Consider the following 12,735-nt stretch of genomic DNA (forward strand, 5'->3'; position numbering starts at 1 on the left):
GGTAGCCCCATGTCGTCCCAGCGCACGCGGTCGCGTACGCGCCGCTCCGCCCTGCTGTTCACCGCCGGTCTGCTGCTCCCGCTGCCGGTCCTGGCCGGCTGCGGCGGCGCGGGGGACGACGAGGCCGGCGGCCCGGCCACCCCGCAGGACATCGCCGCGGCCCCGCGCGCCAAGGTCGCCGACAAGGGCACCCTGAACTGGGCCGTGAGCGCGCTGCCCACGACGTACAACACCTTCCAGGCCGACGCGGACGAGGCTGCCCAGCGGGTCGCCGGCGCGGTCCTGCCCACCCTCTTCACCCTGGACGGCCGGGGCCGCCCGCAGCGCGACCCCGACTATCTGGCCTCGGCCTCCGTCAGCCGGCGCGAGCCCCGCCAGGTGGTGGTCTACAAGCTCAACCCCAAGGCCGTGTGGAGCGACGGCAGCGCGATCACCGCCGCCGACTTCGAGGCCCAGTGGAAGGCGCTGCGCGGCAAGGACAGCGCGTACTGGACGGCCCGCAACGCCGGTTACGAGCGCATCGACCGGGTCGAGCGCGGCGCGAACGACAAGGAGGTCAAGGTCACCTTTGCGAAGAGCTACGCGGACTGGGCCTCGCTGTTCACCCCGCTGTACCCGAAGTCGGTCATGGGCAGCGGAAGCGCCTTCAACGACTCCGCGCGCAAGGAGCTCAAGCTCGCCGCCGGCCCCTTCCGGGTCGGGGAGCGCGACGACAAACAGGGGACGCTGACGCTTGTGCGCAACCCCCGGTGGTGGGGCGACCGGGCCAAGCTCGACCGGCTCGTGCTGCGGGCCGTGCCGGCGGACAAGCGCATCGAGGCGCTGGCGAGCGGGAAGCTGGACCTCGCCGAGATCACCCCGGGCGCCGCCGAGCGCATCACCAAGGCGAACACCCCCTCCAAGAAGGAGAAGTCCGACAAGGGGCGTGCGAACAGCGGCCCCAGCGCCGCTCCGGGCGCCGCCCGGCCGGACCAGGGCCGCCTGGACGGCGCGAACAAGCCCGTCGCGGCCGATGTGACGGCGCTGCGCGGCCTGGTCGTCCGCCGCTCCCTGGAGCCCGCCTACACCCAGCTCGCCCTCAACGGCACCTCCGGCCCGCTCGCCGACGAACGGGTGCGGCGCGCGATCGCCCGGGCCATCGACCGCAAGGCCATCGCCGAGTACGTCCTGGGCCCCCTCGGGCTGCCCGCCCAGCCGCTCGGCAGCCACGTCCTCGTGGCCGGCCAGCAGGGGTACCGGGACACCAGCGACGCCATCGGCTCAGTGGACCCCAAGGCCGCACAGGCGCTGCTCGCGGACGCGGGCTGGAAGGAGGGGCACGGCGCCGCCCCGCAGAAGAAGGCCGCGGACCTCGGCCCCCTGGTCAGGAGGCCCAGCCTGCCGGCCGCCGAGGACAGCTCCGAGCCGGACGGGAGCGAGTCCGACCAGGACGACACCACCGGGAACGAGGAGGAGGGCCCGACCGGCGACGGCAAGGGCGCCCTCGACACCGGCGACAAGGCGGGCGCCTCCCCGGCCCGCTACAAGGACGGCAAGAAGCTGATCCTCCGCTTCGTTCTGCCCAAGGGCGCCGGGGCCGAGCCGCTGCGGGCCGTGGGCGAGCGCATCGCCCGCCAGCTGGACGCGATCGGGGTCCGCACGGAGCTCCTCAAGGTCGACGACGCCTCCTTCTTCAAGGACCACATCGCCTCCGGCGACTTCGACCTGGCCCTCTACGGCTGGCCCACCGGCGCCTACCCGGCCACCGACGCCCGGCCGATCTTCGCCAAGCCGCAGCCCGCGCCCGACGGCTCGCTGATCGTGGAGCAGAACTACACCCGCGTCGGCACCGACCAGATCGACCGCCTCTTCGACCAGGCCTCCACCGAGCTCGACGCCGACGCCTCCCACGACCTGGTGACCCGCGCCGACGCCCGCATCTGGGCCGCGGCGGGCTCGATCCCGCTCTACCAGCGGCCGGAGCTGGTGGGCACGCGGCGGACGGTGGTGAACGCGGGAGCCTTCGGGCTGGCGACGCCGCGGTACCAGGACGTGGGCTTCCTGCGCTGACGCGTTGTCCTCCCGGACGGGGGTCCTCAAACGCCGGACGGGCTGGATTTTCCAGCCCGTCCTGTGGAGAAAACCGCAGGTCAGTGGTGGTACAGGCGGCCTGGGGCGGCCGGATGCGGCGGCGCCCCGTACCATGGAGAGTGGCCGTGGCGTGATCTGCCCGGCGGGCGCGCGTACCGGACCGTACGCGACGCCATCCTCAACCCGGGAGAAGCGCCGCAAGTTATGCCCACCCGCCACGACATTCGTAACGTCGCCATCGTCGCCCACGTCGACCACGGCAAGACGACCATCGTCGACGCCATGCTCAAGCAGGCCGGTGCCTTCGCCGCGCACCAGCTCGACTCCGTCGACGACCGAGTCATGGACTCGAACGACCTGGAGCGTGAGAAGGGCATCACGATCCTCGCCAAGAACACGGCGGTGAAGTATCACCCCAAGGACGGCGGGGACCCGATCACGATCAACATCATCGACACCCCCGGCCACGCCGACTTCGGTGGCGAGGTCGAGCGCGGTCTGTCGATGGTGGACGCCGTCGTGCTGCTGGTCGACGCCTCCGAGGGCCCGCTGCCGCAGACCCGCTTCGTGCTGCGCAAGGCGCTCGCCAAGCGGATGCCGGTCATCCTGTGCATCAACAAGACGGACCGCCCGGACTCCCGCATCGACGAGGTCGTCAACGAGACCTACGACCTCTTCCTCGACCTGGACGCGGACGAGGACCAGATCGAGTTCCCGATCGTCTACGCCTGCGGTCGTGACGGCGTCGCCTCGCTGACCAAGCCGGAGGACGGCACCGTCCCCGCGGACAGCACCAACCTGGAGCCGTTCTTCTCCACCATCCTGGAGCACGTCCCGGCCCCGACGTTCGAGGAGGACGCGCCGCTCCAGGCCCACGTCACCAACCTCGACGCCGACAACTTCCTCGGCCGTATCGCGCTGCTCCGCGTGGAGCAGGGCGAGCTGCGCAAGGGCCAGACGGTCGCGTGGATCAAGCGTGACGGCACGGTCTCCAACGTCCGCATCACCGAGCTGATGATGACCGAGGCGCTCACCCGCAAGCCCGCCGAGGTCGCCGGCCCCGGTGACATCTGCGCGGTCGCCGGTATCCCCGACATCATGATCGGCGAGACCCTGGCCGACCCGGAGAACCCGATCGCGCTGCCGCTGATCACGGTCGACGAGCCGGCGATCTCCATGACCATCGGCACCAACACCTCGCCGCTGGTCGGCCGTGGTGGCACGGGCAAGGGCGCGGACGCCAAGTCCGCGGTCAAGGACCGCAAGGTCACCGCCCGCCAGGTCAAGGACCGTCTGGACCGCGAGCTGGTCGGTAACGTCTCGCTGCGCGTCCTGGACACCGAGCGCCCCGACGCCTGGGAGGTGCAGGGCCGCGGTGAGCTGGCGCTGGCCATCCTGGTCGAGCAGATGCGCCGCGAGGGCTTCGAGATGACCATCGGCAAGCCCCAGGTCGTCACCAAGGAGGTCGACGGCAAGGTCCACGAGCCCGTCGAGCGCCTGACGGTCGACGTGCCCGAGGAGCACATGGGTGCCGTCACCCAGCTCATGGGCACCCGCAAGGGCCGCATGGACAACATGTCCAACCACGGCTCCGGCTGGGTCCGCATGGAGTTCGTCGTCCCGTCCCGCGGTCTGATCGGCTTCCGCACGGAGTTCCTGACGAACACCCGCGGCACCGGTATCGCCCACTCGATCCACGAGGGCCACGAGCCGTGGTTCGGCGAGCTCAAGACCCGTAACAACGGCTCCCTGGTCGCCGACCGCGCCGGTGCCGTCACCGCGTTCGCGATGACGAACCTCCAGGAGCGCGGCGTGCTCTTCACCGACCCGGGCACCGAGGTGTACGAGGGCATGATCGTCGGCGAGAACTCGCGCGCCGACGACATGGACGTCAACATCACCAAGGAGAAGAAGCTCACCAACATGCGCTCCTCCTCCGCCGACTCCTTCGAGGCGATCGTCCCGCCGCGCAAGCTGTCGCTGGAGCAGTCCCTGGAGTTCTGCCGCGACGACGAGTGCGTCGAGGTCACCCCGGAGGCCGTGCGTATCCGCAAGGTCGTCCTGGACCAGAAGGAGCGCGGCCGCACCGCTTCCCGCGCCAAGCGCTAAGCGCCAAGCGCCGAGGGCACCGCAGTACGACGGCCCGTCGCCCCGCCATCACGGCGGGGCGGCGGGCCGTCGCCGTGTCCGGGCACGGGTCAGTCCTCCCGGTCCGGCCGGCCGTCGGGGAGCTCCTCCAGGAGCCCGGAGCGCGCCACGAGATAGGCGAGCTGGGCCCGGCTGCGGCTGCCGAGGGTCTCGGCGGTCTTCTTGATGTGGGTGGCCACCGTGCGGGTGCTGATGCCCAGGCGGCCGGCGATCGCGTCGTCGGTGTACCCGCTCACCATCAGGCTCAGCACCGCGCGGCGGGTCTCGTTGGTGAGCAGCTGGGGGCGCTGGTGGGTGGGCTCGTACACCACCGGCTCGGCGCGGGCCCAGGCGTGCTCGAAGGTGGTCACCAGGAAGCGGATGATGCCCGGGTGGGTGACGGCGAGGGCGGCGCCGTCGCGCTCGTGCTGGTGATCGGGGATGAAGGCGGTCTTCCGGTCGCACACGATCATGCGGTCGAAGACCTCGTTGAGGGTGCGCAGCTCCGCGCCCGCCGCCGACACCTGCTCGATGTAGGCCAGCGTCGGCCCGTGCGTGCGCACGGTGTGCTGGTACAGCGTCCGCTGTCGTACGCCCCGTTCCCCCAGGGCCAGGTCGCGGGGCAGGGCCTCGGCCAGCAGCTCGGCGGCGCGGCCGCCGCCCGGCTGGGCGGTGAGCAGCTCCTCGCGGCAGGACTGCACGGCCCCTTCCAGCGCGGCGCTGATCGCGTCCTTGCCGATGATCAGCCGGATGGAGCCGTCCTCCTGCTTCCGCGCCTCGTGGTAGACGTTCGCCACGCCCGCGAGCGAGGCGCGCAGGGCGGTCAGGGCCTGCTGCTGCTCGTGTATCGCGCGCTCGACGGGGCGGGCCAGCGCGGCGGCCGCGACGTCCGGGGGGACGGGGGTCAGTGAGCCGGGAGAGCCGGCCACGGGTCTCAGCAGGCCCAGGGCGACGAGGCACTCGGGCGCCTCACCCGCCTCTCCGCCCCCGGTGAGGGCTCTGCGGTAGTACTCCAGGCCCGCCGCGCACACCTCAACGCGCTCAAGTGTGTCGTGAAGATCCCCTTTTGTACACATGTGCTCCTCCTTCAAGTTTCTGAGTTGCATGATCATGATGCCACTGACGCCTATGTTCCGATTCGGCCGCGGGGCAGGATTGTTTTAACGACGCGGGGCCGACGGAAGGCCCCGCCGAAGTAAAAGGGGGGACGGGGGGAAGATGAAGCGCGGTATTTCTTTGCGAAAAATTCTTGGCGCGTTCACAATCGCCATGATCGCAGCAATCGGCGTAGGGGCTCCTGGGGTTGGGGGCGCTGGATCCGAGGCGGCCGGACAGGTCGTCGCCAAGGAATTGGCTCCGGGCGATTCCGCCTGGGGATGACGGATTCATAAACCACTGACCTCAGGACGGAAGAGATGACTGCGATTTCCAGCGATGTGCGGCCCGGCGCGGTATTCGAAACGTATGGGCAAAAGATAGACGAACTCAAGGCGGACGGACTGTACCGGGAATTCATCCCGTGCGGTCACCTCGCCGAGGACCCCGGCCACACCCTCCACCTGGGGCGCAAGGTCCAGGTCTGGTGCAGCAACGACTACCTCGGCCTGAGCCAGCACCCGGACCTCATCAAGGTCCAGACCGAGTCGACCGGGCTGCACGGCACCGGCAACGGCGGGTCGCGCAACATCGCGGGCACCAGTCCCACGCACGTCGAGCTCGAGTCCCGGCTGGCCGCCTGGCACGGCAAGGAACGCGCCCTGATCTTCTCCAGCGGCTACGTGGCGAACTTCGAGACGCTCAGCACGCTGCTCGCGGCAGTCCCGGACATGGTCGTCTTCTCGGACGCCCTCAACCACCGCTCGCTGATCGAGGGCATCGTGCGCAGCCGGTGCCAGAAGGTCGTCTTCCCCCACAACGACCTTGCCGCGCTCGAGGCGGCCCTCGTCGAGTACGCCGACCGCCCCAAGATGATCGTCTTCGAGTCCGTGTACTCCATGGACGGCGACTGCTCGCCCGTGACGGCCATCCTCGACCTGGCCGAGCGGCACGGCGCGCTGACCTTCCTCGACGAGACGCACGCCATCGGCATGATGGGCCCGACGGGCGCCGGCCTGTCCGAGGCGCTCGGCGACCACCGCGCCACCTTCATCCAGGGCGTGTTCGGCAAGGCCATCGGCACCGTCGGCGGATACGTCGTCGGCCCCGACGTCGCCCTCGACTTCGTGCGCTCCACCGCCCCCGGCTTCATCTTCACCACCGCCCTGCCCAAGGCGAGCATGGACGCGACCCTGCGGGGCCTGGAGATCGTCCAGGACGGCAACGACCTGCGCCGGGACCTGATGGCCAACGCCGGCTACCTCAAGGAGCGCCTGCGGGCCGAGGCCATCGACTTCATCGACGCCGAGAGCCACCTCGTCCCGGTCATGGTGCCCGGCAGCGACCGCGTCCGGCGGATCTCCCAGCGGCTGTTCGCCGAGTTCGGGATCTACGTCCAGCCCATCAACTTCCCCTCGGTGCCCAAGGGGGGCGAGCGCTTCCGTGTGACCGCGCCGCCCTACCGGACGTACGAGCAGATCGACTACTTCGTCAGCGCGCTCAAGCAGTGCCTGGCAGAGGACTGAGAGAGGCACAGCGTTGAAGATCAGTGACATCACCCCCTTCATCGGCGCCGAGTTCACCGGTGTCACCTATGCGGACATCACGCAGCAGGAGGTCTTCGACCAGCTGGTGGAGCAGCTGCACCAGCGCGAGCTGGTCGTCGTACGCGGCCTGGAGCTGACCCCCGAGCAGCAGATCGACCTGGCCTCGCGGCTGGGCCGGCCGGTGCCCTTCGTCATCTCCAAGTACCGGCACCCCGACTACCCGGAGATCATGATCTCGTCGAACGAGGTCAAGAACGACAAGCCGGTGGGCGTCGCCCGGGTGGGCAACTTCTGGCACCAGGACTCCACCTTCGTGGAGAACCCCGCCCCCTACACGATGCTGCACGGGGTCAACGTCCCGCAGACCAGCGGCCACACCCTCTACGCCAGCGCGCTGGACCTCTACGACCGCCTCCCGCAGGAGTGGAAGGACAAGCTCGCCGGCCGCACCGGCGTGCACACGGTCGGCAAGCGGCTGCGCATCCGCCCCGAGCACGTCGGCCTCTCGGTCGCCGAGTTCCGTGCGCTCATCGACATCGAGCACCCCAAGGTGGAGCACCCCCTGGTGCCGACCGACCCCTCCAGCGGCCGCCCGTACCTCTACGGCTCCCGGGAGTACATGGACTCCGTGGTGGGCTTCGACCACAACGAGAACGAGGCGTTCTTCGAGGTCGTCGACGGACTGCTGGCCGACGAGGACTACGTCTACACCCACCGCTGGACCCCGAACGACCTCGTGGTGTGGAAGACCCGCACCACCTACCACCAGGCCACCGAGGTTGAGCCGGGCGTGTCCCGGACCGTCCACCGGGTCAGTATCGAATCGGGCGAGTGATCCGTGGGTGGCATAGTCGACTTCGACATATGTCTCCCTGCGTCGTACGTCGGCGTGCAGGACATGCACGCCGCGTCCGGCGTCCCCGTGGCGGACATCAAGAGGATCACGCACAACGACGGCTTCCCCGCGCTCGGGGAGCACGAGCAGGCCTGGCGCCTCGCGGCGAGCGCGGCCCGGACCGTACTGGAGCGGACCGCGGTGCGGCCCGCCGACATCCGGCAGGTGATCTACGCCGGTTCCGGCGACTGGGACCTGCCGTTCTGGTCGCCCGCGGCCCGGGTGGCGCACGAGCTCGGCATCGAGCGGGCGCACTGCTACGAGGTGACCAACTTCTGCAACGCCGGCATGACCGCCCTGCGCGTCGCCTCGGACTCCGTCACGCTGGGCCGCGGCACCTACGCGCTGGTGCTGATCGGCGACCGGCTCAGCCGCATGGTCGACTACACCGACCCCGAGTCGAAGGCGCTGTTCAACTTCGGCGACGCGGCCGCCGCGGTGCTGGTGTCGGGCGGTGACCTCTCCTTCAGCCTGCTGCACTCGGTGATGCGCACCGACCCCAGCTGGTCCGACTACTACTACGGGGAATACCGCGACGGCCGGATCGCCATCCGCCGGGCCGCCCACCGCAAGGGCCTGGCCACCGCCTACGTCGAGAACTTCACCGCCCTTGTCGACGAGACCCTCGACGCGCTCGGCAAGCGGCTCTCGGACGTCGCCTATTTCCTGATCAACCACGGCGACAAGGACATGCACGAACGGCTGGTGCGCACGCTGGGCCTGCCGACGGAGAAAACCGTCTTCAACTACCACAGGCTGGGTCATATGGGCGGCGCGGACACCTTGATCGCCCTTCAGGACCTGCTGGCCGACAAGAAGCTGGAGCGCGGCGACCTGGTGCTGCTGGCCAGTAGCGCCATGGGCTTCAGCTGGGGGATCACCGCCTTGGAGTTTCACGCATGAAGATTCTCGTCATCCATCAGGTCCCCTACCGCAAGATGTCCTACCACCTGGGGCTCGACCACGACCGCCACGAGGTCACCTACATCGGCCACCCGCAGCGGATGGCCGACCTCCCCGCGGAGCTGCGCTGCCGGCGCATCGAACTCGCCGAGGGCGAGGACCTGGTCGAGGGCGTCACCGCCCGCGTCTCACCCGAGGACGGCTTCGAAAAGCTGCTCTCCCTCTCGGAGTTCGGGATCCTGCAGGCCTGGCACATCCGCCGGCACCTGGGCCTGGCGGGCCCCTCGCTGGAGCAGATCGAGCGGGTGCGCGACAAGGTCAGTATGAAGCAGGCGCTGGCCGACTCCGGCATCCGCCACCCCCGCTTCGAGCCGGCCCCCGCGCCCTGCGACGCGCTGCCCTGGACGGGCCGGACCGTGATCAAGCCCCGGCAGGGCGCCTCCAGCGAGGGCGTCACCCTGCACGACACCGCCCGGGAGGCGCTCACCGCCTACTGGAAGCTGGACGACCGCCTCGACTTCCAGCTCGAGGAGTACATCGACGGCGACATCCTGCACATCGACGGCCTGGTGAGCGACGGCACGCCCGGCGACCTGGTGATCAGCAGGTACATCAACAAGCCCGTCGAGTACCTCGACGGCCACGTCATCGCCTCCCACCAGATCCCCGACCCCCACGGCCGGTTCCGGCACTTCGCCGAACAGGTCGTCAAGGCCCTGGAGATCGAGTCCGGCTGCGTCCACCTCGAGCTCTTCGAGACCGCCGAGGGCGAACTGGTCTTCCTGGAGATCGCCAACCGCATGGGCGGCGCCGGCGTCGTCAACGCCCACCTGGGCCACACCGGCATCCACCTGCCCTCGCACGAGATCGCCATCCGGCTGGGCCTGGAGCGGCCCGCCCCCGCCCAGCCGAGCGGGCGCTACCACGGCTGGCTGGTGGTCCCCGGCCACCACCTCGGCACCAGGGGCCACACGATCACCGTGCCCGAGGCGGTGCGGCAGCACCCCGCCATCGACGCGCTGCACGTGCTCGCCCCCGAACAGCCGCTGCCGGACCACATCACCTACCACGAGTGGCTGGTGCCCGTGTTCATCGAGGCCTCGCACGCCGACGCCGGTGAACTGGCCGCGTTCTTCCGGGAATGCGCCCGCACCATCACCGTCGAGCCCGCCCCGGCCGGGGGCTGATGTGAAGACGGTCTGGCAGGACGCCAAGGCCCGCCGCATGCTGGGCGCCATCCTGATGTCCAGCCTCGGCTTCGGCCTGAACGTCCTCGCGCTCGGTCAGGTCCTCTTCGAACTCACCGGCAGCACCCAGGCGTTCGTGACGGTCCTCGCCTCCCAGGGCATCGGGGCCATCTGCGTGCTGCCGTTCTGCGGACCGCTGGTGGACGCCCTCAGCTCCACCCGGGTCTACATCGCCGCGGCGGCCGCCAAGGCCGCCTGCGTGCTGACGATCGTGGGGATCACCGTCGCGCACATCGGCGACCCGGTGCCGTTCATCATGGCGGCCGCCGTCCTGCTGGCCGTCTTCGACAACGTCGAACGGGCCGCGCTGTTCAAGTTCACCGCCCACCACATCAGCAAGTCGGCCGTGGTGAAGTTCAACGCCGTCAACGGCATGGCCTTCCAGGTCGGCGTGGTCATCGGGATGGCCCTGCTGGGCGTGGTGCTCGCCTACGGCTCGCCCACCAAGGCGCTCCTGCTGAGCGTGTGCGCCTCCGCCGCCTGCGCGCTCGTCGCCTCGCGCGTACGGCTGGAGAAGTCGGAGAACACCCGGCCGCTGTCCGCCGCCCTGCTGCGCACCGCCCTGCTGGGCCTCCTCGGCGACTGGCGGCAGATGTTCCGCCAGTACCGGGGGGAACTGGTCGTCTTCGCCATGGTGGTGACCTGCACGGCCGACTTCCTCTTCGCCAACAGCATGAGCACCCTGGTCGTACCGCTGGTCGACCGGTTCTACGACGGGCGGAGCTGGTACATCTCCGTCCTGGAGGCCACCTTCGGCACCGGCATGATCACCGCCTCCTTCTTCACCTCCCGCACCGCCAAGCAGCGGCTGCTGCCGGTGTGGCTGGCGGTCCAGGCCGCCGCCGCCCTGCTGCTCTCCCGCACCGGGGAACCCGTGATCCACTTCGCGGCCTTCCTGGTGGCCGGCTTCGCCAACCTCAACAGCCTCGTCTGGCTGCTCGCCTCGCTGCAGCAGCACGCGGGCGAGGGGGACAAGGCCAAGATGGCCTCGCTGCGCCTGCTGGCGATCGGCCTGGGCTCGGTGGTGCTGATGCCGTTCGTGGGGCAGGCCGCCAAGGTCTCGCTCGGCACCGGCTATGTCAGCGTCGCCGCGATCATGCTGCTCTTCGCCCTCGGCAGCGTCTGGGTGGCCGCCCGCTTCCGGCCCAGGGTCACCGCCGGCTGAACCGCCGGCCCCGCCCGCTCCGTACTCGTCAACCTAGGGAACACCGATGCTCACCCGACCCATGCTCGCCAAGCTGGCCGCCGGTGCGGCGGCGACCGCGGCCGCCCTCGTGACCACCACCTCCCCGGCCGCCGCCTGCCCGCCCGGGGGCGGCGGGGAGCTGCGGGTCTTCGCGGAGGAGCCGGGGCACCTCGTCCCCGGCAACGTCAACCAGAGCGAGAGCCTGATCGTCGACTCGGTCCTCTACAGCGGACTGGTGCGCTACGACCCCAAGACCCTCCAGCCGGTCAACGTGCAGGCGGATTCCATCACGCCGTCCGCCGACCAGAAGGTCTGGACCGTCAGGCTCAAGAAGAACCTGACCTTCCACAACGGCGAGCGGGTCGACGCCGACGCCTACATCAGGGCGTGGAACCACACCGCGTACGGCCCCAACGAGCAGGCCAACAACGACTTCTTCCGCAGCATCCAGGGCTTCGCGGACCTCCAGGCCGGCCCGGACCCGGACGGCAGCGGACCGCTGCAGCCCGCCCCGCCCAAGGCCAAGCGGCTCTCCGGCCTGCAGAAGGTCGACGACCGCACGTTCAAGGTCACGCTGAACGAGCCGTACAGCGGCTTCCGGACCATGCTCGGCTACATCGGCTTCCACCCGATGGCCAAGGCCTGCCTCGCCGACCTCAAGGCCTGCGACGAGAAGCCGATCGGCAACGGCCCCTACCGGTTCGAGTCGTGGGAGCACAACAAGGTCATCAAGACCGTCCGCTTCGACGGCTACGCCGGCGACAAGGGCAAGTCCCAGCGCATCACCTTCAAGCTGATGGAGAACGTCTCGGACGGCTACACGGCCTTCGAGAAGGGCGAGCTGGACGTCGTCCGCAAGCTGCTGCCCGGCGACAAGCTGCCCGAGGCCCGGCAGAAGTACGGCGCGAACCTCATCGAGGTCCCCATGGCCTCCCTGCAGCGGATCGCCTTCCCGACCTACGACGCGCGCTTCAAGGACAAGCGGGTCCGCCAGGCGATCTCCATGGCGGTCGACCGCAAGGCCATCATCGACAAGATCTACCACGGCGCCCACGTCCCGGCCGACGGCTTCGTCTCCCCGGTCTTCCCCGGCGCCCGCAGCTCCTGCGCGTACTGCTCCTACGCCCCGGACAAGGCCCGGCAGCTGCTCGCGGAGGCCGGCGGCTGGCAGGGCGGCAAGCTCGAGCTGTGGACGAACTCCGGCGCCGACCACCAGGTGTGGATGGCCGAGCTCGGCGAGCAGCTGAAGAAGAACCTGGGCATCGACTACGAGGTCAAGGCCGACCTGCCCTACTCGCAGTACGTGGAGAAGATCCACGCCAACGGGATGACCGGGATGTTCCGCAGCGGCTGGAACTCCGACTACCCCAGCATGGAGAACTTCCTGACCCCGCTGTACGCCAAGAACGGCTCGACGGCCGTCACCGGCTGGAGCGACCCCCGCTTCGACGAGCTCGTGGCCAAGGGCAACCGGGCCGCGACCCCCGAGGAGGCCGTCTCCTTCTACCAGCAGGCGGAGGACCTGGTGGCCGAGGACATGCCCGCCATGCCGGTCTGGTACGTCAAGGGTTCGACGCTGTACTCGGACAAGTTCACCGACGCGGTCGTCAACCCGGTGGGCGGCGAGCCCATCCTCGCCAACTTCACGCGAAAGTAAGGTGTTTG

The 12,735-nt window shown here is 69.8% G+C and carries 9 protein-coding genes; 8 read left to right on the plus strand and 1 reads right to left on the minus strand.

The window, feature by feature from the left end:
* The first annotated feature begins 9 nt into the window (after positions 1-9).
* Positions 10-2,049, plus strand: a complete 2,040-nt coding sequence (locus AB0G59_RS00695; protein ID WP_360906569.1) for an ABC transporter family substrate-binding protein — start codon at positions 10-12, stop codon at positions 2,047-2,049.
* Between the two features lie 225 nt (positions 2,050-2,274).
* Entirely contained in the window at positions 2,275-4,179 is a 1,905-nt protein-coding gene (gene typA / locus AB0G59_RS00700) for a translational GTPase TypA (RefSeq protein ID WP_360906571.1), read from the plus strand.
* Positions 4,180-4,268: 89 nt separating this feature from the next.
* On the opposite strand, the gene AB0G59_RS00705 is transcribed toward typA, so the two are convergent.
* The gene (locus tag AB0G59_RS00705) at positions 4,269-5,273 is read right to left on the minus strand and encodes a LuxR C-terminal-related transcriptional regulator (protein ID WP_360906573.1); all 1,005 of its coding nucleotides are present in this window, start codon (positions 5,271-5,273) and stop codon (positions 4,269-4,271) included.
* A gap of 339 nt (positions 5,274-5,612) precedes the next feature.
* Between AB0G59_RS00705 and hemA the strand changes: the two genes are divergently transcribed.
* From hemA to AB0G59_RS00735, 6 genes are all read left to right on the plus strand, one after another.
* Positions 5,613-6,818: a 5-aminolevulinate synthase gene (gene hemA / locus AB0G59_RS00710; protein WP_360906575.1), complete on the plus strand. Its 1,206-nt coding sequence runs from the start codon at positions 5,613-5,615 to the stop codon at positions 6,816-6,818.
* Between the two features lie 13 nt (positions 6,819-6,831).
* Positions 6,832-7,674 (plus strand): TauD/TfdA family dioxygenase, encoded by an 843-nt coding sequence (locus AB0G59_RS00715; protein ID WP_360906577.1) that lies wholly within the window; start codon positions 6,832-6,834, stop codon positions 7,672-7,674.
* A 63-nt stretch (positions 7,675-7,737) separates the two neighbouring features.
* On the plus strand, positions 7,738-8,637 hold the full coding sequence (locus AB0G59_RS00720) for a 3-oxoacyl-[acyl-carrier-protein] synthase III C-terminal domain-containing protein (protein ID WP_360906579.1): 900 nt from the start codon (positions 7,738-7,740) through the stop codon (positions 8,635-8,637).
* Positions 8,634-9,824, plus strand: a complete 1,191-nt coding sequence (locus AB0G59_RS00725) for an ATP-grasp domain-containing protein (RefSeq protein WP_360906581.1) — start codon at positions 8,634-8,636, stop codon at positions 9,822-9,824. The genes AB0G59_RS00720 and AB0G59_RS00725 overlap by 4 nt, the downstream gene beginning before the upstream one ends.
* A gap of 1 nt (position 9,825) precedes the next feature.
* Positions 9,826-11,049, plus strand: a complete 1,224-nt coding sequence (locus AB0G59_RS00730) for an MFS transporter (protein WP_360906583.1) — start codon at positions 9,826-9,828, stop codon at positions 11,047-11,049.
* A gap of 46 nt (positions 11,050-11,095) precedes the next feature.
* Positions 11,096-12,727, plus strand: coding sequence for an ABC transporter substrate-binding protein (locus AB0G59_RS00735; RefSeq protein WP_360906585.1), 1,632 nt, complete (start codon positions 11,096-11,098; stop codon positions 12,725-12,727).
* Positions 12,728-12,735: the final 8 nt, after the last annotated feature.

Origin of the sequence: Streptomyces sp. NPDC021096 (assembly GCF_040641275.1) — a bacterium.
In the GTDB taxonomy this organism is placed as follows: Bacteria; Actinomycetota; Actinomycetes; order Streptomycetales; family Streptomycetaceae; genus Streptomyces.

What these genes read in the sequence shown, in the direction of transcription:
- hemA (WP_360906575.1), top strand. Translation starts at nt 5,613, where the DNA reads ATGACTGCGATTTCCAGCGATGTGCGGCCCGGCGCGGTATTCGAAACG.
- AB0G59_RS00695 (WP_360906569.1), top strand. Translation starts at nt 10, where the DNA reads ATGTCGTCCCAGCGCACGCGGTCGCGTACGCGCCGCTCCGCCCTGCTG.
- AB0G59_RS00705 (WP_360906573.1), bottom strand. Translation starts at nt 5,273, where the DNA reads ATGTGTACAAAAGGGGATCTTCACGACACACTTGAGCGCGTTGAGGTG.
- AB0G59_RS00725 (WP_360906581.1), top strand. Translation starts at nt 8,634, where the DNA reads ATGAAGATTCTCGTCATCCATCAGGTCCCCTACCGCAAGATGTCCTAC.
- AB0G59_RS00735 (WP_360906585.1), top strand. Translation starts at nt 11,096, where the DNA reads ATGCTCACCCGACCCATGCTCGCCAAGCTGGCCGCCGGTGCGGCGGCG.
- typA (WP_360906571.1), top strand. Translation starts at nt 2,275, where the DNA reads ATGCCCACCCGCCACGACATTCGTAACGTCGCCATCGTCGCCCACGTC.
- AB0G59_RS00720 (WP_360906579.1), top strand. Translation starts at nt 7,738, where the DNA reads ATGCACGCCGCGTCCGGCGTCCCCGTGGCGGACATCAAGAGGATCACG.